The 20,919-nt window shown below is 74.2% G+C and carries 22 protein-coding genes; 4 read left to right on the forward strand and 18 right to left on the reverse strand.

Features of this window, described 5'->3' with window-relative positions:
* Window positions 1-15 precede the first annotated feature (15 nt).
* Both Q0817_RS04725 and dnaE read right to left on the reverse strand, forming a co-directional pair.
* Window positions 16-1,059, reverse strand: coding sequence for a PRC and DUF2382 domain-containing protein (locus Q0817_RS04725; protein WP_298584994.1), 1,044 nt, complete (start codon window positions 1,057-1,059; stop codon window positions 16-18).
* 184 nt (window positions 1,060-1,243) lie between these two features.
* A complete protein-coding gene (dnaE, locus tag Q0817_RS04730; protein WP_298584996.1) occupies window positions 1,244-4,633 on the reverse strand; it encodes a DNA polymerase III subunit alpha in 3,390 nt (1,129 codons plus the stop codon).
* Window positions 4,634-4,929: 296 nt separating this feature from the next.
* Here dnaE and Q0817_RS04735 point away from each other — a divergent pair, with 296 nt between their 5' ends.
* The gene (locus Q0817_RS04735; protein ID WP_298584998.1) at window positions 4,930-5,502 is read left to right on the forward strand and encodes an MOSC domain-containing protein; all 573 of its coding nucleotides are present in this window, start codon (window positions 4,930-4,932) and stop codon (window positions 5,500-5,502) included.
* 38 nt (window positions 5,503-5,540) lie between these two features.
* Here the strand turns inward: Q0817_RS04735 and Q0817_RS04740 are convergent, their stop codons facing one another.
* The 3 genes from Q0817_RS04740 to Q0817_RS04750 form a co-directional block, all read right to left on the reverse strand.
* Window positions 5,541-6,509 (reverse strand): TIGR03885 family FMN-dependent LLM class oxidoreductase, encoded by a 969-nt coding sequence (locus Q0817_RS04740; protein ID WP_298585000.1) that lies wholly within the window; start codon window positions 6,507-6,509, stop codon window positions 5,541-5,543.
* Between the two features lie 109 nt (window positions 6,510-6,618).
* Window positions 6,619-7,458, reverse strand: a complete 840-nt coding sequence (locus Q0817_RS04745) for a fumarylacetoacetate hydrolase family protein (protein ID WP_298585002.1) — start codon at window positions 7,456-7,458, stop codon at window positions 6,619-6,621.
* Between the two features lie 61 nt (window positions 7,459-7,519).
* Window positions 7,520-7,843, reverse strand: coding sequence for a DUF6504 family protein (locus Q0817_RS04750; RefSeq protein WP_298585004.1), 324 nt, complete (start codon window positions 7,841-7,843; stop codon window positions 7,520-7,522).
* A 301-nt stretch (window positions 7,844-8,144) separates the two neighbouring features.
* On the opposite strand from Q0817_RS04750, the gene Q0817_RS04755 reads away from it, so the two are divergent.
* Window positions 8,145-8,648: an N-acetyltransferase gene (locus Q0817_RS04755; protein WP_298585006.1), complete on the forward strand. Its 504-nt coding sequence runs from the start codon at window positions 8,145-8,147 to the stop codon at window positions 8,646-8,648.
* A 202-nt stretch (window positions 8,649-8,850) separates the two neighbouring features.
* Here Q0817_RS04755 and Q0817_RS04760 read toward each other — a convergent pair whose 3' ends face one another.
* From Q0817_RS04760 to Q0817_RS04810, 11 genes are all read right to left on the reverse strand, one after another.
* The gene (locus tag Q0817_RS04760; RefSeq protein ID WP_298585184.1) at window positions 8,851-9,270 is read right to left on the reverse strand and encodes a pyridoxamine 5'-phosphate oxidase family protein; all 420 of its coding nucleotides are present in this window, start codon (window positions 9,268-9,270) and stop codon (window positions 8,851-8,853) included.
* Entirely contained in the window at window positions 9,267-10,106 is an 840-nt protein-coding gene (locus Q0817_RS04765) for an SOS response-associated peptidase (protein ID WP_298585007.1), read from the reverse strand. Before Q0817_RS04765 ends, Q0817_RS04760 begins: the two co-directional genes overlap by 4 nt.
* A 38-nt stretch (window positions 10,107-10,144) precedes the next feature.
* On the reverse strand, window positions 10,145-10,861 hold the full coding sequence (locus Q0817_RS04770) for a lipoyl protein ligase domain-containing protein (RefSeq protein ID WP_298585008.1): 717 nt from the start codon (window positions 10,859-10,861) through the stop codon (window positions 10,145-10,147).
* A 44-nt stretch (window positions 10,862-10,905) separates the two neighbouring features.
* Window positions 10,906-11,475 (reverse strand): nucleosidase, encoded by a 570-nt coding sequence (locus Q0817_RS04775; protein ID WP_298585009.1) that lies wholly within the window; start codon window positions 11,473-11,475, stop codon window positions 10,906-10,908.
* A 229-nt stretch (window positions 11,476-11,704) separates the two neighbouring features.
* Window positions 11,705-12,703, reverse strand: coding sequence for an MsnO8 family LLM class oxidoreductase (locus Q0817_RS04780; RefSeq protein ID WP_298585010.1), 999 nt, complete (start codon window positions 12,701-12,703; stop codon window positions 11,705-11,707).
* 129 nt (window positions 12,704-12,832) lie between these two features.
* Window positions 12,833-13,684: a Rieske 2Fe-2S domain-containing protein gene (locus Q0817_RS04785; protein ID WP_298585011.1), complete on the reverse strand. Its 852-nt coding sequence runs from the start codon at window positions 13,682-13,684 to the stop codon at window positions 12,833-12,835.
* A gap of 97 nt (window positions 13,685-13,781) precedes the next feature.
* Complete coding sequence (sufU, locus tag Q0817_RS04790) at window positions 13,782-14,246, reverse strand: Fe-S cluster assembly sulfur transfer protein SufU (RefSeq protein ID WP_298585012.1); 465 nt, start codon at window positions 14,244-14,246, stop codon at window positions 13,782-13,784.
* A 39-nt stretch (window positions 14,247-14,285) separates the two neighbouring features.
* Window positions 14,286-15,569: an aminotransferase class V-fold PLP-dependent enzyme gene (locus tag Q0817_RS04795; protein WP_298585013.1), complete on the reverse strand. Its 1,284-nt coding sequence runs from the start codon at window positions 15,567-15,569 to the stop codon at window positions 14,286-14,288.
* 67 nt (window positions 15,570-15,636) lie between these two features.
* Window positions 15,637-15,870 (reverse strand): hypothetical protein, encoded by a 234-nt coding sequence (locus tag Q0817_RS04800; RefSeq protein WP_298585014.1) that lies wholly within the window; start codon window positions 15,868-15,870, stop codon window positions 15,637-15,639.
* A 248-nt stretch (window positions 15,871-16,118) separates the two neighbouring features.
* The gene (locus Q0817_RS04805) at window positions 16,119-16,496 is read right to left on the reverse strand and encodes a hypothetical protein (protein ID WP_298585015.1); all 378 of its coding nucleotides are present in this window, start codon (window positions 16,494-16,496) and stop codon (window positions 16,119-16,121) included.
* Window positions 16,497-16,640: 144 nt separating this feature from the next.
* Window positions 16,641-17,765: a serine hydrolase gene (locus Q0817_RS04810; protein ID WP_298585016.1), complete on the reverse strand. Its 1,125-nt coding sequence runs from the start codon at window positions 17,763-17,765 to the stop codon at window positions 16,641-16,643.
* Between the two features lie 201 nt (window positions 17,766-17,966).
* Between Q0817_RS04810 and Q0817_RS04815 the strand changes: the two genes are divergently transcribed.
* Window positions 17,967-18,434, forward strand: a complete 468-nt coding sequence (locus tag Q0817_RS04815) for an ArsI/CadI family heavy metal resistance metalloenzyme (protein WP_298585017.1) — start codon at window positions 17,967-17,969, stop codon at window positions 18,432-18,434.
* A gap of 6 nt (window positions 18,435-18,440) precedes the next feature.
* On the opposite strand, the gene Q0817_RS04820 is transcribed toward Q0817_RS04815, so the two are convergent.
* Window positions 18,441-18,632, reverse strand: coding sequence for a hypothetical protein (locus Q0817_RS04820; RefSeq protein ID WP_298585018.1), 192 nt, complete (start codon window positions 18,630-18,632; stop codon window positions 18,441-18,443).
* Between the two features lie 260 nt (window positions 18,633-18,892).
* On the opposite strand from Q0817_RS04820, the gene Q0817_RS04825 reads away from it, so the two are divergent.
* The gene (locus Q0817_RS04825) at window positions 18,893-20,131 is read left to right on the forward strand and encodes a VCBS repeat-containing protein (RefSeq protein WP_298585019.1); all 1,239 of its coding nucleotides are present in this window, start codon (window positions 18,893-18,895) and stop codon (window positions 20,129-20,131) included.
* Window positions 20,132-20,201: 70 nt separating this feature from the next.
* Here Q0817_RS04825 and Q0817_RS04830 read toward each other — a convergent pair whose 3' ends face one another.
* Window positions 20,202-20,669 carry a hypothetical protein gene (locus Q0817_RS04830; RefSeq protein WP_298585020.1) on the reverse strand — a complete coding sequence of 156 codons (468 nt, stop codon included), beginning with the start codon at window positions 20,667-20,669 and terminating at the stop codon, window positions 20,202-20,204.
* Window positions 20,670-20,919 lie beyond the last annotated feature (250 nt).

A 20,919-nucleotide genomic window follows, 5' to 3' on the forward strand; every position in this document is an offset into this window, starting at 1 on the left:
AGAGACCGGGCGCGATCAGATGCGGTCGCGGCGATCGTCGTCGTCGAGGCCGGTGCCGCGGTCACGGTCGCGGTCGGTCAGGCCGGTGCCGCGCTCGGCGTCGGTCTCGACCTCGACCTGCTCCTTGCGGACGTCGGCGTCGACGCGCTCGGTGTCGCGGACGGTGTCCTTCTCGAGGCCGACCTTCTCGACGCCCACGGTGTCCTTGGCGACGACGGGGCGCTCCTCGTGGAGGCTTACCTCGACGTCCTCCTCGCCGATGGTGCCGGAGGTGGACTCGTTGCCGTTCAGCGGGGTGCGCTCGACACGGACCTCTTCGCGCTCGAGGGGCACGTCCACGGTCTCGTTCTCCGTGACCACGTACTTGCGCAGACGGGCACGGCCGGTCTCGCGCTGCTCCTTGCCGACGTGCAGCTGCTCCTCGTGGCGGACCACGCCGTTGTCGGCACGGTCGGTGAGGTCGCGGTCACGGTCGGTGAGGTCCCGGTCGCGATCGGTCAGGTCCCGGTCGCGGTCGGTGACGGAGCGGTCGACGTCGGCGATCCCGGCGGTGCTGTTGCGGTCGGTGGCGTCCCGGTCCGTCTCGGCGTACCCGGCGGTGTCGGCGGTGCCGGTGGCCGGGACGGCGTTGCGGTCGGTGTCCGCGGCGTAGCGGTCGTCGCGGTCGGCGACGTCCTCGGTGCCGGCGACTCCAGCGGTGCGGTCACGGTCGGTGAGGTCGCGGTCACGGTCACCCGCGTCGGCGCCGGCGTAGTTCATCTTGTAGTAGCGGTAGATCTCCTCCTCCTCGGCCGGGGAGAGGTGCTGGTCCGCGTCCACGTTCGGGGCGTCCTTGACGACGTCCTTGGTGTAGGGAAGGACGAAGCGGTCGCCGTCCTGCTGGGCGCCGTCGACCGGGACGAAGCTCTCCTTGGCACCGAAGAGACCGGTGTTGACCGTCACGAAGGTGACCTCTTCGGTGTTGTCGTCCAGGAAGACCTGCTCGACCTTGCCGATCTTGTCGCCGTCCGACCCGTAGGCGGTGGCCGAGAGCAGTGCGTTGACGTCGTACGTAGCCATGAGAACTCCTTCTCTATTCTGCGAGGCAACGGGCTCCCCTGGACGGGGGGCTCGCCGCGGACGATCTCCGCCCGGAGGCGGGGTGCAGCTCGTCCGCTGTTATTAGTAACCATACTGGCAATCAGTTCGCTGGCCAATGGATTCACCGAGAGTGAAACCCCCTGGAACTGCCCGGTTTCCCGGCTCATCCTGCCCCGGCCCCCGGGGTGCCCGGCGGGGACGCGGCGCGCACGGCAGCCGGGGTTCCCGGGTCGGTGAGGTCCCAGGCCTGCTCCGCGCTGAGGCTGATCCCCCGGGGTCCGGTGCGCCGCGTCCGCCCCCGCACCAGCAGCATCCGCGTGCCGAACAGGTGCTGTCCCGAGCGGTCCTGGGCGTCGGAGAAGAAGGCGCAGTCCACCGCGCCCGTGCCGTCGTCGAGACTGACGAAGACCACCCGCCGGCCGCTGCGCATGGGAGGGGTCATGGTCGAGACCCGCACGCCCGCCACGAGCACCTCGGAACGGTTGCGCAGGTCCAGCAGCCGCTCCGCGGGCGTGACCCCGAGCTCGCGGAGCAGGGGCGCCCAGCTCTCCAGCAGGTGCGCCGAGACGTCCACCGCGAGCAGGTCCAGCTCGGTGCGGACCTTCTCCGCCAGGGTGGGCTCGGGGCGCTCCGCGGGCAGGGCGCGCAGCTCGAGGTCCCCGAGCGGAAGGGCCAGCTGCCCCTCGACCTCCCCGGCCGGCCGGGCCGGCCGGCCGCTGTCCGCCCGGGTCCGCAGGGCGTGCACGAGGTCGGCGCGGGAGGCGGCGCCGCCGGACCGGCGCAGCAGGCCGTCGAAGGCCCCGACGGCCGCGAGACGCTCGAGGGTGCGCCGGGCGGGACGGGCCCGCTGCCGCAGGTCGGCGAGCGAGGCGTAGGGCTGCCCGGCCACGATCCGGCGGACCTCGGCCCGGGAGACCCCGTGGATCCCGGTGAGGGCCAGGCGCACGCCCAGGCGGGCGGGGTCGTCGTCGAGCCGCTCCACGCGGTAGTGCTCGTCGGAGCGGTTGACGTCCACGGGCAGGACGGGGATGCCCATCCGCCGCGCCTCCCCCACGAGCAGGCGCTTGGGGTACATCCCGGGGTCGTGCTCCCACAGTCCCGCGAGGAACGCCTCCGGGTGGTGGGCCTTCAGCCACGCGGACTGGTAGGTGGGCACCGCGAACGCCGCGCCGTGGGCCTTGCAGAAGCCGAACGAGCCGAACGCCGCCAGGGTCTCCCAGACCCGGTCCACGACGTCGAGGGGGTAGTCCCGCGCGCGGGCCCGCTCCCGGAAGAACTCCTCCACCTCGAGCTGGCGCTCCGAGCCCAGCCGGCGGCGCAGCTCGTCGGCCCGGGCGAGACCGCACCCGGTGAAGGTGTCGAGGATGCGCAGGACCTGCTCGTGGAAGACGGTCACACCGTGGGTCTCGGCGAGGATCGGGTCGAGGGCCGGGTGGATCGGGACGGGCGCGGACCAGCCGTGGCGGTGCTCCAGGTAGGGGCGCACCATGTCCGAGTGCATGGGCCCGGGACGGAACAGGGAGATGTCCACGATGAGGTCCCGGACGCTCGTGGGCGCCATCTTGCCGATGAGCTCGCGCTGGCCCGGGGACTCGATCTGGAAGCAGCCCAGGGTGTGGGTCGAGCGGATGAGCTCGAACGTCCTCCCGTCGTCCACGGGGATCGCCTCGAGGTCCAGGCGGGGCCGGTCCGGGTGGATGCGGGCCACCTCGTCGACGGCGTGGGCCAGCGCCGACTGCATCCGCACGCCGAGGATGTCGAGCTTGAGCATGCCCATGGGGTCCATGTCGTGCTTGTCGAACTGGCTCATGGGCATCCCCGTCCCGCTGGACTGCACCGGCGTGCGGTCCAGGAGGCTCAGGTCCCCCAGGATCACCCCGCACGGGTGCATGGAGATGTGCCGGGGCAGCCGGTCCAGGCGCTCGGTGAGGTCCACGAGGAGGTCGAGCTGCTTCTCCTGGGCCACCTGCTCGGCGAAGTCCCGCAGCTCCGGCCGGCGGGCGATGGTCTCCCGCAGCGCCGAGGCCGGCAGGTGCCACAGCTGCTTGGCGGCACCGTCCACGGTCTCGGGGTCGATGCCGAGCGCCAGCCCGGCGTCCCGGACGGCGCCGCGGGCCCGGTAGGCGTTCTGCATGCTCATGAGGCTCACCCGCTCGGGGCCGAAGCGCTCGAAGATCCGCCGGTAGACGCGGTGGCGCTGGGCCGACTCGACGTCGATGTCGATGTCCGGGAGGGTCGAGCGGTCGTTGGAGAGGAAGCGCTCGAAGAGCAGCTCGTGCTCGAGCGGATCCACCTGGGAGACGTCGAGCAGATAGTTGACGAGCGAGGACACCCCGGAGCCGCGGGCGGCGTGGCGGACACCCATCGCCCCGATCATCGCGGAGACCTCGGCCACGGTGAGGAAGTAGGAGGCGAACCCGAGGTCCTCGACCACCCCCAGCTCCCGCTCCAGCCGGTCCCGCACGGCCCGTGTGGCGCGGCGGCCCGGATAGCGGCGCCCCAGACCGGCCTCGCACCGGGCCCGCAGCTCCGCGGGCGCCGGCCGGTCCAGGCCCAGCACGGAGGCCTCCGGCACCACCGGCCGCCCCCATCCGCAGTCGGCGACCGGGTCCAGCCGGCACCGGTCGGCGACCCGCTGGGTGCCTGCCAGCAGGTCCGCGGCACCGGCGGCGCCCAGGTCCGCGGCCCGGGCGATCTCCGCCGCGAGCGCGCGCATCTGCCGGGCGGACTTGAGCCAGCCCTGGCCGTTGGGCTGCAGCGGCTCCGGCGCCGTCGTCCGGCGGGACCCCCCGGTCCGCCCGGCGCCCCCTCCCCTGCCGCCGGGCGCGAGGCCGGCCCGCGCCCCGAGGGTCTCGAGCGGGGTGAGGGCGCGGGCGGCGTCGAGGACGTCGGCGGTGGCGGCCTCGGCGGGGGTGGCGTAGCGCACCGCGTTGGTCAGCACGGGGGTCAGCCCCGCCTCGAGGGCGGCGCGCAGCATCCGCGCCGCGTGGGAGGTGCTGCACGCGGTGCCGGGGGCGGCCAGGTGCGAGACCACCTCCACGGCGAGCGCCGGTGCGGGGAGCAGTGCCCGCCACCGGGCCAGGGCGGCGCGCCCGGTGCGGTAGCGGCGGGCCGCGAGCTCCTGCCCGACGTCGGAGGCGGGTCCGAGCAGCACGGTCAGGACCGGTTCCCCGTGCCGGGGCGAGACGGCGGCGGCCGCGATCTCGGCGGCGGTCACCCCGGGCGGGCCCTGCGTGGCGTGGGCGGTGGAGACGAGCCGGCACAGGGCGGCGTAGCCCGCGCCGGCGGTGTGACCGGCCGCGAGGACCACCACGCGGCCCAGGGCGCGCTCGCGGCCGGGGGCCAGCAGAACGAGATCGACCCCCAGGACCGGGTCGAGGCCGTGCTCCCGGCACGCGCCCAGGTGCTTGATCGCACCGTAGAGACCGTCCCGGTCGGTGCAGGCGAGCACGTCCGCGCCGTCCGCCGCGGCCGCCGCCGCCAGGACGGCGGGCCGGCTGACCCCGAAGTGGGCGCTGAAGGCGGTGGCGACGTGCAGGTGCGGAAAGCTCACGCCCCCATTCGAATACGTGTTCGAATCTTAAGTCAATTGCAAACCGCTGGGGTCGCGAGAGCGCTGGGGTCCGGGGCGGAAGGCCAGACCCTCGGCGGGGCTGCCCACAGGGTCCCCGGACGCCACGAGGGCACCGGCCACCGCCTGCTCCTCTCCCGTGCACGTCGGGGACGAGGTCCGCGTCCTCCACCCGAAGGCCACCGGGTCCACCGCGCTCCCCGCCCGCCCTATGCTGAGCCCTGACGGCAGCACGGCGATGCGACAGGGGCGGCCGTTCCGACGGAGGGATGTGCGGCATGGCGGAGAGCTACCGGTACGACGTGGAGGTCCTGCACCTGCTCGTGTCCCCGGCCCACGCCTACTTCGGCCGCGCCCGGGACGGCGCCGCGGACGTCCCCACCACCGACGCCGACCGGGCCGAGCTGGTGGCCGGCAAGGGCGTCGTCGGCGACCGGTTCTTCGGCAAGGCCGCGCACATGGACGCCGCCGTCACCCTGTTGGCCGTCGAGGCGCTCGAGGCCATGGCCGCGGACCTGGGCGCAGCTCCCTTCGACCCGCTCCTGACGCGGCGCAACGTGGTGCTCCGGGGCGCTCAGCTGGCCCCGTTGCTGGGCGAGGAGTTCGCACTGGAGTCCCGGGGCGAACTCGTGCGGCTGCGGGGCGGGCGGCCCGCCCATCCCTGCGCCTGGATGGACCGGGTGCTCGCCCCGGGCGCGCACGCCGCCATGCGGGGGCGAGGGGGCCTGCGCTGCCGGCCGCTGTCCAGCGGTGCCCTGCACCGCGGACCGGCCGTGCTGCACAGCCCGGTCCCGCTCGAGCCGGATCAGGCCGGCGCGGCAGTCCTGCGGCGGCCGTCCCGGTTGCCGTAGGGCCCGGTGGCTGGCGGCGCTCCCCGGCCCGCGCCGGCTCAGGCCTGCGCGAACCGGGGCAGCACCGACTCCCCGAAGGCGTCGAGGAAGCGGCCCTGCTCCTGCCCCACGTGGTGCAGGTAGATCTCGTCGAAGCCGAGCTCGGCGTACTCGTGCAGCCACTCGGCGTGCCGGCCGAGGTCGGCGGAGACGTTGACCGCCCCGGCGACCTGCTCGTCCCCGATGTCCTCCTGGACCGCCTTGCGCAGGTAGTCCTGGGGCGAGGCGAGCTCGGCCATGGTCACGGGGTCGAAGACGTTGGTGCGCCACTGGTCGAGGGCGATCGCGCGGGCCTGCTCCGGGGTGGTCGCCCAGCTCAGGTGCACCTGCAGGGCGGCCCGGCCGGTGCCTCCGGCCTCGCGCCAGGCGTCGAGCATCCGGCGCAGGTCCTCCAGGGGCTGCTGGACGGTGATGAACCCGTCGGCCACGGGCGCGAAGCGGCGGACCGTCGCCGGGGTCAGCGCGGCCACGAGCAGGTCGGGTGGAACCTCCGGTGCGTCCCAGACCCGGGCGCGGTCGGCGTGGAACGGTTCGCGGCGGGACACCTCCTCGCCCGCGTGCAGCCGGCGGACGACGTCGAAGCTGCCCTCGAGGAACCGCTGCCGCTGCTCCTTGGCCGGCCAGTCCGGGGCGACGGCCCGCTCGTTGAGCTTCTGCCCGCTGCCCAGAGCGGTCCAGAGCCGGCCGGGGAACATGCGGGCGAGGGTGGCCGTGGCCTGGGCGGTGACCACGGGGTGGTAGCGCCGGCCCGGGGCGTGCACGAACCCGAACGTCAGGTCCGTGGTGGCCAGGGCCGCGCCCAGCCAGGAGAGGGCGAACCCGGAGTGGCCCTGGTGCGGTGACCACGGCTCGAGGTGGTCGGAGCACATGGCGGCGCCGAAGCCGGCCTGCTGGGCGTGCGCGACGTCGCGCAGGAGCTGCTCGGGAGGGATCTGCTCGTGGGAGGCGTGGAAGCCGATCGTCGCCATGGGGTCCTCCGGTCGAAGGCGGGAACAGAGCGGGAACAGAGCGGTCTGAACAGAGAGGCGGGAACAGAGCGGGAACGGAGCGGCCGGAGCCTGGAGGACGGGTGCCGGGTCAGCCGGCCGCCGCCCGAAGGTCCTCGGCGGGGGTGCAGACGTTGCGGAGCTCGCCGATGCCCTCGATCTCGGTGACGACCTCCTGGCCGTCGCGCAGCCAGATCCGGCGGGGCTTCTGGGCCAGGCCCACGCCGGCGGGAGTGCCGCAGGCCACGAGGTCGCCGGGCTCGAGGGTGAGGAACCGGCTGAGGTACTCGACCAGCTCCACGGCGGAGAAGATCATCCGGTCGGTGCCGGAGTCCTGGTGCAGCACGCCGTCCACGGTGCAGCGGATCGCCAGTCCCGCCTCGGGGTCGATCTCGTCGGGGGTCACGACCACGGGGCCCACGGGGGTGGTGCGGTCGAAGTTCTTGCCCTGGAACCACTCGGAGGTCCGGCCCTGCCAGTCCCGCACCGAGATGTCGTTCATGATGGTGTACCCGGCGATCGCGGCCCGCGCCTGGTCGAGCGTGGCGTGGCGCAGGGGCGAGCCGATCACCACGGTGAGCTCAGCCTCCCAGTCGATCTTCTCGGACTCCTCCGGCATGGCGATGGGGTCGGTGGGGCCGATGAGCGCGGTGGCGTACTTCGCGAAGATGGTGGGGTACTGAGGGATCTCCTGGCCGACCTCCTCCGCGTGGTCGTAGAAGTTCAGTCCGGCGCACAGGATTTTGCCCGGGCGCAGGACGGGGGTCGCCAGGTCCTCCGGGGCCGGCGCGGGACCCGGCTCCCCGGGCAGGCGCAGGTCGCCCCCGGCCAGGAGGGCCCCGACATCGGGGACGGGAAGGTAGACGGTCCGCCCGTCCTCCTGCCGGAAGGCCTGGGTGGTGCCGTCGCGTCGCACGGTGCCGAGTCTCACGGGTGCTCCCTCACGTCCTGTGGTGCGGTCTCGCCTCCGATCCTATGCACCCCCGGCGGGCCTATGCACAGCGCACCACCCGCGCCCCCGAGGCGCTCGTGGCCGCGAGCAGCCGCCATCGCCCGGTGTCGAGGGTGTGGACGAGCTCGAGGGTCAGCAGCTCGGAGCGGGTGTTCAGCTGGACCTGGACCCGCCACATCTGCTGGTCCACCGCCCCGATCCCACGGTCCCTGGGCAGTCGCGCATCCTCGGACCACCAGGCACGCCGTTCGTACCAGCGGACGGGGTCCTGCGCCACCAGGTAGTTCCGCCCGCGCCAGCGCACGCCCACCGGCACCCCGTCCGTGTCGCAGTCCACGTCGACGCTCTCCGTCAGGAAACCCACGACGGCTCCTCTCTCCCTCGGCCGGCGCCCGTCCCGCGGTGCGCCCTGTCCCCTGGAAGCTAGAACACCTGTACGACACGCTAACCCTTGAGAGCACCGGAACGGAACACATGTTCCCTTTCGGTCGACACTCCGGCCGGGCAGTTCACTATTGCAACTCGACGCCGGGAAGCATGGACAAGCCCAGCGAAATGGATACGCTGAGAGCACGGAGGGCGTGCTCTGCGCGACCCGCCCGGACGTCCCCTGTCCCTCGTCCGACCCGCCGGAACGTACCGGCGTCGACCTCACGGAGGCCTCCATGCCCGGAACCATCACGCTGATCGCCCACACCGCGGCGAACACCAGGACTCCCGCCGTGAACCTGCGTCCGGCCGCCCCGGAGGACGCCGAGAGTCTCGCGCAGCTCTACTACTCCTCCTACGAGCAGGGCGGGGTCTCCAGCCTGGAGGAGGCCCGCCAGGTGATCCGGGGCGTCTTCGACGGGGAGTACGGGCCCTTCCTCCCCGAGGCCTCGCCGGTGGTGGTCGACGACGACGGCGCCGTGGTGGCCGCGGCGCTCGTGCTGGCCCGGCGGGTGGGTGAGGACCTGCCCGACGTCCCCTACATCTTCGAGCTGTTCACGGCGGCCTCCCGCCGCCGCCAGGGCCTGGCCGAGCAGCTCGTGCGCTGCGCCATGAGCACCCTCTACGACAACGGCTACGACCAGGTCAGCCTGCGGATCGCCGAGGACAACGCGGCGGCGCTCGCGCTCTACCTGACGCTCGACTTCAACCGCTGGGTCCCCGAGACGGACTACGTCTGAGCCCGGCGTCCGCTCCGGCCCCGGGGACGCCGGAGCGGACGCCACCGGAGGCGCAGGAGGAGACGCCCGCGGCAACGCCATGAGAACGGCCACGGGAAAGGCCACATGGGAAAGGCCACACGGGAAAGGCCACACGGGAAAGGCCACACGGGAAAGGCCCGGTGCCCGCGATCGCGGGTCCCGGGCCTTTCCCGTGACCGGCTCAGAGCGTGAACTCCTCCCGGTCCGGGGGCTCGACGGCGACGTCGACGAACCGCGCCCAGCGGGGGCGCACCGCCACGAGCCGCGTGCTGTCCTTGCCCGTGGCACCCGGGTGCCGGGACTCCAGCACCTCGGCGGCGTCCCGCTCGGCGGACCCCTCCAGCACGGTGGCCTCGCCCTCGAGCTGGAACTCCTGGCCCGTCCCGGAGACCACCACGAGGGAGACCCGCGGGTCCGCGAGAAGGTTGGCGTACTTGCGGCTGCGCTCGTTCGTGCCGAAGACCAGCCGCCCGTCCTCGAGGGCCGCGAGGTTGATCCACGCGGACTCGGGGCAGCCGGTGCCGCTGTTGGTCGCCACGACCCCGCCGCCGTGGGCGCGGACGAAGCCGGCGACCCGGTCCGCGGCCTCCCGGGGGCTCAGAACAGGCTCCGCTGCGGCACCACGAGCTCCGGGGAGTTGTTGCGCACGTTGCCGACCGCCGGGTCCACCGGGTCGAGCACCCAGCGGGCGGCCGTCCGGTGCGCCTCGGCCCGGACCAGGTCCACGAGCTGCGGGGCGTCCTCCTCCCCCGGGCGCAGCCAGTCCCCCACGTGCTCGGGCGCCAGCGGGATCGGCATCCGGTCGTGCAGCCCGTGCAGCTCCGTGAGCACCGGGTGCTCGTCGGAGGACTCCGGGGAGTCGGTGGTGAGGATGGAGCAGGACAGAAGCCAGGTGCTCCCCGCACCGTCCCGGCCGGGCTGCAGAGCCGCCGAGTGCAGCTCCGTGCCCTCGGGCACCCGCCACCACTCGTAGATCCCGGCGAACCAGATGGTCTCCTCCGGATCCGCCGGGTGGACGTAGTAGGGCTGCTTGCGCCCGCTCTTCCCGGCGCCGGGCTCCTTCTTCCACTCGTAGTAGCCGTTGGCCGGGACCGCGCACCGGCGGGCGCGGACCGCCTTGCGGAAGGACGGCTTCTCGAGGACGGTCTCCGACCGGGCGTTGAACATCTTCGACCCGATCGCCGGGTCCTTGGCCCAGCCCGGTACCAGTCCCCAGCGGGCCACGTGCAGCTCGCGGACCAGCTCACCGTCGTCGTCCCGGCCGCCCCCGCCCGTCAGCCGCTCGAGGACGATCGGCACGTCGGTGGTGGGCGCGGTGTTCCAGTTGGCCCGCAGCCGCTCCTGGTCGGCGGCGTCGCCGAGGCTCTCGTCCGGGACGGCCCCGGTCTCGGCGACGAGGTCGCCCACGGCACGGGCGATGACATAGCGTCCGCACATCTGCTGCCTCCTCGGTCTGCCCGGCCCGCGGCCGGGACTCAGTCGGTGAGCTGCCCGTACCCCAGGTACTCGGAGTACATGCCGTACACCTTGCGGATCCCGCGCTCGACGTCGGCCACGGTGGTGCCCGGGCGCAGGTCGTCCACGGCCCCCGCGGTGGCGGGGTCCCAGTCCAGGTCGAGGGCGGCGTAGACGTCGGTGAGCACCGAGCGGATGGGCTCGGACTGCTCGACGACCAGCACGGTGCTGAAGTACCAGGCGCCCGCGACCACCCGCTGGGCGGTCCCCGCCAGCTTCACCTTCCGGCCCGGGGTCGACGACGACGCCGGGTGCGTCCCGTGCACACTGTGCTCGCCGGCGCAGTACTCGCCCGGGATCTCACCGACGTCGGCCTCGACCTCGAGCTCCTCCAGGGCGGCCACGATCATGTCGCCGAAGAGGCGGTAGCGGTCCTGGATGCCCGAGGTGGGGTCCTCGGCGGCCTCGAGGTGGTCGATGATCAGGCACCCGCCGTGGTAGGCGGCGGCCCGGCCGCCGACCTTGCGGACCAGGGGCTCGAACCCGCTCTCGCGGGCGGCCCGGGCGGCGTCGGCGAAGCCCGGGCGCAGCTCGTCCCGGCGGCCGAAGGCGACCGTGGGCGCCGGTTCGTAGAGGCGCAGGACGGGCCCGTCGCGGCGCACGTCGGCGAGGAGGGTCATGGCGCTCTCGTAGTCCTGCTGGGCGCCCAGGGACTCGCGCTGGCGGAGAAGTTTCATGCTGGTCCCAGTCTAGTGGCGGATCCGGACGGTCCTGCGGCGGGTCATGCCCGGGCGATCCCGCTGCCGCGGAACCACCGACCCAGGGCCAGGGCGCTGACCTCCACCTTCTCGGCCCACGCGACCGCCTCCTCGTCGGCGGCGTCGGAAACGTGCTTGACCATCCGCAGCGGCACCCCCAGGTGCCGGCAGGCCACCGCGATCGCCCAGCCCTCCATGTCCACGAGGTCCGCCCGCGCGGCCAGGGCGTCCCGGGCGGGCCCACCGGCCACGAAGGAGTCCCCGGTGGCGAGCACGGGCCCGTCGCCGCCGAGCTCGATGACGTTGTCCACGGGGATCCCGGCCACCCGCAGCAGCTCCTCGTCCACGTCCCGGTTGATGATCCTGGAGGGCTCGAGCACCCCGGTCAGCCCGTGCTTCAGGGCGCCGGCGCTGCCGATGTTGAGCACCGTCAGCTCCGCCCGGCCCGAGGGGTCCGGGCAGCGGGTCAGCACCGCCTCGGTGGTGCGCACCGCCGCGGCCGACATCCCGACGCCGGTCAGGACCAGGTCGATGTCCTCCGGGAAGTACTTGGTCTCCAGGGGGTGGGCGGCGAGTACGAGCAGCTGTGGCACCCCGTCACTCTATCCGCACTCTCCCGCAGCCCCCTCCTCGCTCTCCCGGGCCGCCCCCGCCGCCCCCGCCGCCGAGTCCCCCCAGTGTGTCGCACACCAGGCTGACACACAGGGTTGATCATGGGGATCTGCGATCAGGTGGGGGACTCGGCGCAGTGGAGAGGATCCCCCTGGGGACTCAGCGGGACGGCGTCCCGTCGGCGGGACGGCGGGACCCGGCAGTGGGACGTCAGGCCGGGCGGGCGGCGAACAGCGCGGCGAGGCGCCGGTCGGACTCCGCCTGGGCGTCGACGTCGTACGCGCCGCCCGTCACGAGCAGCTCGTCCGCCCCGGTCCGCGCGAGCAGCAGCTCCAGCTGCTCCCGGACCTCCGGGGCCGTGCCGTGGACCGAGCCCGTGAGGGTCTCCTCCACGAGGGCCTGCTCCCGGGCCGGGAGCCCGTCCGGCTCCGCGGGCGCCAGGGGCGGGAACTCGCCGCGGGTGCGGGAGGCGGCGAGGGCGCGGGCCTCGGGCAGCAGCAGCTCACGAGCGGCCGCGCGGGTCCGCGCCACCGCGACGTTGGCCGAGACCACCACGCGAGGGATCTGCCACCACGACGACGGGCGGAACTGCGCGCGGTACCGCTCCAGCACTGCGGCGCCGCCGCCGGGACCCTCGCGGAAGAGCGCCGGGCCGCCGAGCACCACGGCGAGTCCCGCCCGGGCTGCGGTCTCCACCCCGGCGCCGGTCGCCAGGACGAAGACCGGTGTCGCGGCGTGGTCCCGGGGCCGGGCGGTCACGGGGGCCGCGCCGGAGAGGTGGGCGAGCAGCTCCGTGAGGTCGGACTCGAAGCGGGCTGCGGCCTGCTTGCCGGTGCGCAGCGCGTCCCGGACGGCGGCGGTGAACCCGAGGGAGCGGCCCACGCCCAGATCGATCCGGCCGGGGTGCAGGGCCTCGAGGGTGGCGGCCTGCTCGGCGACCACGAGGGGCTGGTGGTTGGGGAGCATGATCCCGCCGGAACCGATCCTGAGGCGGCGGGTCCGGGCGGCCAGGGCGGCCATCAGCACCGCCGGCGCGGACCCGGAGATCCCGGGCACCGCGTGGTGCTCGGCCACCCAGAACCGGTGGTAGCCCAGCTCCTCCGCGCGCTCGGCCCGCTCCAGGACGCGGGCGAGGTCCTCGGCCTCCGTGGAGCCGTCCAGGGCATGGGCGCGGTCGAGGAGGGAGAGCGGAACGTCGGAGAGTGGCATGCTGCGCACAACCGGGGCGACGGCGGAAGCATTCCGGGCCGCGGCCGCCCGGAACGGTCAGGGCCCGCGTCCCGCGGTGGCTGGGCTGAGGCCGGAGCCCAGGGCGGCCGGAGCCGGCGCCCGGAGTACTCAGGACCGGAGCCGGAGCTGGATCCGTCCGTCCTGGACACGGGTCTCGTAGCCGGGCTGCGGGGCGGTCGCCGGTCCGCGGACGACGGCGCCGTCCGCGAGCCGGAAGGTGCTGCCGTGCCAGGGGCAGGTGACGCACCCGCCGTCGATCGTTCCCTTCTCGAGCGGGCCGCCCATGTGGCTGCAGACGCTGTCGAGGGCCTCGATCCGGTTCCCGTCGCGGACGAGCAGCACCGAGACGCTGCCGGCCTGCACCCGTCGGTGCCCGCCGGCGGCGAGGTCGGTGTCGGCCAGGACGTCGGTCCACCGCCGCGGGCCCCGCCGCCAGGCGGTGCGGTTGACGTTGACGCCCCGCGCGTAGACGAGGTGGCCGCCCAGGTAGCCCCCGGCCATGACACAGCCGTAGCCGGCCAGCGCGAGAGCCTTGCCGGCACCGCGCCGGCCCTGGAGCCGGGCGGCCAGCGAGGCCGTGTAGAACGTCAGGGCCACGCTGTTGGCGGTGGCGTGCACCAGGCCGATGCGCCGGTCCGCGCCCTGGGTGTCGGACCAGTCGTTGAGCCCGGTCGCGGCCGTGGGCACGGCGGCGGCCAGCCCCGTCGCCACGAGCACGTCGGCGGCGTGGGCCGTGCTCGGGCCGCCGGCCAGGTCCAGCACCGCCGCCATGGTCCACGCCCCGATCGGGACGTCGGTGAGGAGGGGGTGCAGCGGGTGTCCGATGACGGTGCCGCTCAGGACGTTGCGCACCGGCGCGGGCCGCGCCGCCCGGCCCACGGCGCGGGCCACGGGCTCCGCCACCTGGTCCAGTGCCTTCCACTTCTCCACGCGGGCCACCAGGTCCTCGAGCAGTTTCATGACCGCCTCCTCCGTGCCGGGGCGGTCAGTGTCCCACCCGGCCGGGGATGGGGCAAGGGTGTCCCGGGGTGGAAAGACCGGCGGCTCCGGGAGCCGCTCAGCCGGCGCGGTCGAGAGCCTCCTCGGCGGCGACCCAGCCGAGCATCGCGCACTTGACGCGGGCCACGAACCGGGAGACCCCGGCGAAGGCGGCGGCGTCGCCGAGGACCTCCTCGTCGGGGGCCACGGTGCCCCGGGAGCGCAGCAGGTCCCGGAACGCCCCGATCAGCTCCACCAGCTCGGTCCGCGTCATCCCGGGGGCGGCCTCGGCCAGCACGGAGGCCGCGGCCATGGAGATCGAGCAGCCCTCGCCCTCCCAGCTGAGCCGCTCGACCACCGGATCGGCGCCCTCGGGGGCGGGGGCGAGCTCGACGCGCACCGTGATCTCGTCGCCGCACGTCGGGTTGTACTGGTGCGACTCCCCGCTCCCGTGCCCGGGCGCCGGGGCGGCCAGACCCTCCCCGGACCGCCGCTTGGCGTGGTCCAGGATGACCTCCTGGTACATCGCGTCCAGCGCGCTCATCGTCTTCTCCTCGGGTGCTCCGCCGCGGTGGTCACGGCCTCAGCCGGCCACGCGGAAGTAGGTGCGGACCCCGGCGAGCTCGGCCAGGAACCGGTCGACGTCCTCGGTGGTGTTGTAGAGGTAGGCGCTCGCCCGGGTGGTGGCGGTCAGTCCCAGCGCCCGGTGCAGCGGCTGCGCGCAGTGGTGGCCCACCCGCACGGCCACCCCGGCCGCGTCGAGGACCTGGCCGACGTCGTGGGCGTGCACGCCCGCGACGTCCACGGCCGCCAGCCCCATGCGTTCCGCGCCCGGGGCCGGACCGATCAGCCGGATCCCCTCGAGCTCCGCGAGCCCGGCCGCGAGCCGCTGCCCCAGCTCGTGCTCGTGGGCGGCGACCCGCTCCATCCCGATCGCCTGCAGGTACCGCACCGCCTCGGCCAGCGCCACGGCCTGGGCCACGCGCTGGGTGCCGGCTTCGAAGCGGGTCGGGGCGGGCAGGTACCGGGCGGACTCCATCGTGACCTTCGTGATCATGGATCCGCCCGTGAGGAACGGCGGCATCGCGTCGAGCAGCTCGGCCCGCCCCCACAGCGCCCCGATGCCGGTGGGCCCGAGCATCTTGTGCCCGGAGAACACGGCGAAGTCCACGCCCAGGGCGGGCAGGTCCACGGGCAGGTGCGGCACCGACTGGCAGGCGTCCAGCACGCTCAGGGCCCCGGCGGCCCGGGCCAGGCCCACCAGGGTCTCGACGTCTGTGATGGCGCCGGTGACGTTGGAGACGTGGCTGAACGCCACCACCCGGGTGCGCTCGCCGATGACCTCGGCGGCGGCCCCGAGATCGAGGGCGCCGTCGTCGTCGACGGGGATCCAGCGCAGGGTGGCCCCGGTGCGGGCGGCCAGCTCCTGCCACGGAATGAGGTTGGCGTGGTGCTCGAGCTCGGTGGTCACGATCTCGTCGCCCGGTCCCAGCCGGAAGCGCTCGGCCTCCTGGTCCCCGCGCCCGGCCGAGGCGTTGGAGAAGGAGTAGGCGAGCAGGTTGATCGCCTCGGTGGCGTTGGAGGTCCACACCAGCTCCCGCTCGGTGCCGCCGACGAAGCCGGCCACGATTCGGCGGGCCTCTTCGTAGGCGTCGGTGGCCTCCACCGCCAGGGCGTGGGCGCCGCGGTGGACCGCGGCGTTGCGGTGTACGTAGAAGTCCCGCTCGGCGTCCAGGACGGCCAGCGGCTTCTGGGAGGTGGCCCCGGAGTCCAGGTAGACCGCCGGGGTGCCCGTCAGCAGCGGGAAGTCCTCCCGGAGCGCACGCACCTCGGGATCGGTCAGGGGCAGCACGTGGTTTCCTTCCATGGTCCGACACTGTACGTCCCGGGTCCGGTCGGGGGACGGCCGGGCGCCTCGCGGCGTCACGGGCAGGTCAGCGGTTGCGGGGGCGCAGGTAGGTGTTGCCGTTCGCGTCCTTCTCGACCACGAACTCCTCCTGCAGGTCCTGGTACCACTGCTTCGTCTGCGCACTGGCCTCGGCGCCCTTGAGGTCGCGGGGGCTGCGCACGGCGGGCCCGTAGAACCGCATGGTGAAGTCGTCGAAGCGCCGGAAGAGGCTGCGCCTGGGCCGGGCGGGCTCGTCGTCGGGGTGCTGGTGCTGGCGCATGGTGTCCTTCCGGGTGGCGGGCCCTGACCGTCGGTCCCGGGTCGCGTGGTGTCCCGGGCCGGGCGGTCCGGTGCGGGCCGGGGCGTGCCGGGAGGCCGATGGGGACGCCGCGGCCCACGGGGGTCGTGACACCCATGATCTCCCGCCGGACGGCGGAAGCAGAAACCGGCACGGGCCGCGACGGGTCCCGGCCGGCGGGTCCGCGGGGCGGCCCTATGGCCGGTTCCGCGCCGGAGACGTCACGTAGGTCATCCGCGGAGGAGGCGGATCAGCAGTCCCGCTCCCACCAGCACGGTCCCCGCCGTGGTGAGGAGCCACAGCCAGCGGTACGGGGCGATGAGGGCCCAGCGGTGGGGATGGCGGGCGTGGTAGTAGACCGTGACGTCCGCCCCGGCCTCGGGCGCGGTGGCCGGTGGGTGCGACCAGGGCTCCTCGTGGATCTCGTACCGGGTGGTGTGCCAGCGCAGCCGGTGCCGGCCGTCCTCGACCAGGTGCACGGCGGTGGTCCTGACCCACCAGGCGTACAGGCACCGCACGAGCAGCGCGGCCACCAGCAGCGCCCACCCGGCAGTGAGGCACGCGGCGCTCACCACCCCGGTGCGGGCCATCTCGCTGAGCTCGGTCACGAAGGCGAGCCTATCGTTCCGTCCGGCGGGAAGAGTCCGCCGCGGACAGCGGGCGCGGTCGTCCCCGCGCCGTACCCCCGCCTCGTCGCCCGCCCGCGCCCGGCCGCGGGCGGGCGGCGAGGCGGGCGCGCCCGGCCGTGGGCGTCAGGCCCAGGACGCCGCCGCCAGACGGGCGAGGACCGGCCCGAAGTCGTAGGCGGTGGTGCTGTTGGTCATCATCACGATGCCCAGGCCGCGCTCCGGATAGAGGCGCATGACGTTCCAGAAGCCGGCCCCCGTCCCGTAGTGCTCGACCCACTCGTGGGCGCCCGGGGCGGGACGGCGGAACCACCCGATGCCGTGGTCGAACGGTCGTCCCGGGTGGGCGATCGTCCGCATGGCGCGGGCCGCGTCCGGGGACAGCACCCGGCGGCCGTCGATCTGCCCGTCCCCCAGGTGCAGGCGCAGGAACCGGGCGGCGTCGAGCACGTCTCCCACCAGGCCGCCGAACGCGGGACCGTCGACGTGGAAGGGGCGCAGGCCCAGGTGCGCCCCCGTCCGGGAGCCGGCCACCCCACGGGGCAGCAGGAGGCGCAGCAGGGGATCGGCGAGCCGCGGGGCGCGCAGATAGCCGGTTGCCGCCGCGGCGTCCTCCCGGTACGCGAACCCGGTGCGGGTCATGCCCGCCGGGTCCAGCACCGTCTCGCGCAGAGCGGACTCGAAGGGCGCCCCGGTCACCGCCTCGACGACCTGGCCGAGGGCGAGATAGCCCACGTTGGAGTACCGGGCCCTCTCCCCCACCGGATACCGGTACGCCCGACGGCGCCGCATCAGCCGGCGCAGCAGGTCGCCGGCCGGCGGCGACGGCGCCCCGGCCGGGTGGACCCACCGGACGGGAAGCGGGTTGGACAGTCCCGCGGTGTGGGTGAGCAGCTGCTCCACCGTCGGCCGGATCGTCCCGGGGGCCGGCGGGAGGTCCACGTAGTCGTCGGCGGGCGCCTGCAGGTCGAGCCGGCCGGCCTCGGCGAGGGCCATGACGGCCGTGGCGGTGACGGGCTTGGTCATGGAGAACCACGGGTACGCCGTGGCCGGCGTCGCGGGAACCCGCCCGGCCAGGTCGGCCAGCCCGAAGCCGGCCGCGCAGAGCGGTCCGTCCCGGTCGACCACCGCCAGGGACAGCCCCGGGACGTGCCCGGCGCGCATCATCGCCGTCACGGCGTCCTGCAGCTCGGCCGGCGGCGGCCCCGGACCGGGCGCGGAGGCGCTGCCACCGGGCGGAGAACTGTGCATCGGAACCTCCGGGGGCGGGCCGCGGAGGACACCGCCGCCCGACAGGACCACGGTGCGGCCGGGCTCCGGGCCTGTCAAGAGCCCGCACGCACCGCGGGGCCGCACAAGAACGTATTGACGAACATCGATGTTCGTGGCACTCTTCCACATAGACGGACGTCGATATCAAGGAGCGTTCGTCGCACCCGAAAGGAACCCGTCATGTCCAGAGTCCAGCTCGCCCTGCGTGTGGCCGATCTCGAGCGCTCCATCGAGTTCTACTCCACCCTGTTCAACACGGCCCCGGCCAAACGACGCCCGGGCTACGCCAATTTCGCCGTCGCGGAGCCCCCGCTGAAGCTCGTGCTGCTGGAGGGCGAACCCGGTGAGGACACCCGCATGGACCACCTCGGCGTGGAGGTGGAGAGCACCGAGATCGTCGAGGCCGCCGCGCACCGCCTGGCCGACGCCGGGCTGGCCACCCGCCCGGAGGAGCAGACCACCTGCTGCTACGCCGTCCAGGACAAGGTCTGGGTGACCGGACCGGGCCAGGAGCCGTGGGAGGTCTACACGGTCACCGCCGACGCCCGGCCCGACCTCGAGGGCCGGACCGGCCGGGAGCTCTCCGAGGTCGGCGGCGACGGATCGTGCTGCACCGCCGACGCCCGGCCGGAGCCCAGCCGCCGCTGAGCCTCCTCAGGGGTGCTGCCCCGGCCGGCCGGTGTGGACCAGGGCCCAGCCCTGCTCGTGGCGCACCAGGTGGACGTTGGGCTCCAGGAGGCCGCGTCCGGTGCGCAGCTGGTGCACGCCCTCGGCGATCTCCACGGGCTGCGAGCGCCGGTGGACCGCTGTGAGTTCCGAACCGCTCGTGCGCCTCGTCGCGTCCACCCCCAGTGCCTCCGGCACAGGTCGTCCGGCGAGGTCACGAACGGGAACGCCTCTGGTGACCGCCTGTGTTGCAGGAGTAAACTGATGCCCTCAGCTGTTGCGCCTCGGCGCCGGGACGACGCTCCCGGTGCCACCGGTTCCCCGGAGGCGCGCTGCGCGCCGGGGGACGTCTCCCGGTCGGCCGGGGGTCGACCGACGCCTCCGGCACGTGCCACCGGCACCCGTGCCGACGATCCGCCTCACCACCTCGGGGACCCACCATGAAACACCCACTCCTCTCGCGCGTGCTCACCGGCGCGTCCGCCACCGTGCTGGCGACCGCAGGGCTCGCCGTGGGCGCTCCGGCCCACGCCGCGACCGCGCAGCCCGTGTACTCCTACGCCCAGGGCTGGCGCGTGGACCAGCACGTCCGCGAGCTCGCGGACGTCAACGGCGACGGTCGCGCCGACGTCGTCGGCTTCGGCAACGCCGGCGTCCAGGTCTCCTTCGGCCGGGCCGACGGGACCTTCGGCACGCCGAGGATGAGCGTGCGCGACTTCGGCACCGCCCAGGGCTGGTCCAACGCCCGGCACGTGCGCACGCTGGCGGACGTCGACGGCGACCGCCGCGACGACATCGTGGGCTTCGGCAACGCCGGCGTCTACGTGGCCTACTCCCAGGGCGACGGCAGCTTCACCGCGCCGCAGCTCAAGGTCCGCGACTTCGGCTGGAACCAGGGCTGGCGCGTCGACAGGCACCCGCGCGAGCTCGCCGACCTCAACGGCAACCTGACCGCCGACATCGTGGGCTTCGGGTACTCGGGCGTCACCATCTCCCACGCCCTGTCCGACCGGACGTTCACCGGAACCGGCAAGCGCATCGACAGCTTCGGCTGGGACCGCGGCTGGCGGGTCGACAAGAACCCGCGGATGCTCGCCGACGTCGACGGCAACAGCACCGCCGACATCGTGGGCTTCGGCGACGCCGGCACGTACGTCTCCTACTTCTCGGCGCTCGGGGACACGTTCACCCAGCCCGCGCTGGAGATCCGCGACTTCGGCTTCGCCCAGGGGTGGCGCGTGGAGCAGCACCCGCGGATGCTGGCCGACGTCAACATCAACCCCGCCGGCAACGCCGCGGCGGACGTCATCGGTTTCGGCTACTCCGGGGTCTCCGTCGCCCACTCGCTGAACGGAGGGAACTACACCGGCGTGGCCGTGCGGGTGAACAACTTCGGCCAGGCCCAGGGCTGGCGGGGCGACCGTCACCTGCGGACCCACGCGGACATCAACGTCGACGGCATCCAGGACCTGGTGGGGTTCGGCAACGCCGGGGTCTATGTGGCCCACGGCCGGGCGGACAGCACCTTCGGCCCGGTGTATCTGAAGGTCGCCGCCTTCGGCTACGACGACGGGTGGACGGAGGACCGGTATCCGCGTCTGCTCGGTGACGTCAACGGCGACGGTCGCGACGACGTCGTCGGCTTCGGGCACTCGGCCACGTACGTGCAGCTGTCCTGAGACCGCCGACCGCGCTCGGTCGTGACCCGGCCACGGCGCCGCCCCCGTCCACGCGGACGGGGGCGGCGCCTTACTGGGGCAGCGGATCCGAATACGAGTCGCGCTCGTGGACGTAGGCGGCCATGGTGATCACGGTGACGAGCTGCACGGCGACCACCACGAAGGTCCAGCCGCCCTCCGCGACGACCACGTAGACGGCGGCGGAGACGACGAGGACCAGCTGCAGGGCGCGCGAGACGGCGAGCGCACGACCGCGCTCGCCGGGGGCGCCCGCGGAACCGGGGTCGGAGCCAGGACCGGGATCGGGCTCGCCGGCGGGCTCCCGGGGGTCGGGGGCAGCGGGCAGCGGCGCGGCCCGCCGGCGCCGCGCGGCGTGGACCGTGCTGACCAGCACGACGGCGTAGAGCACCGCCACGAGCCCGGTCACGAACAGCATGACGGAGCCGTCGTCGTCGCCGACGCGCAGCCCCACCACGAGACCGAGGGCCACCGGCAGGAGCCAGAGCCCCAGGAGCAGCTTGTCGCGCACGGTCAGCACGAGGCCCTCCCCCCTGGTCGACGATCCCCGTGAGCGCATCCTCGCACCCGGCGAGCCCTCGTGTCTGACCCCTCATCCGGGGATGGCGGAGACCGGTCCGGGGCGGTGACCCGCACCGGTCCGTCCGTCCGGGCTCTTCCGTCCCGCCCCGACGTCACACTCACGCCGGTGACCGTCATCTGCGGCGTGCCGTGCAGTGGCGGACGGGCACCGGACGTAGAACAGGACTGTGCCCCGCGCGCGTTCCCCC

It is taken from the genome of uncultured Kocuria sp., assembly GCF_947500125.1.
GTDB lineage: Bacteria > Actinomycetota > Actinomycetes > Actinomycetales > Micrococcaceae > Kocuria.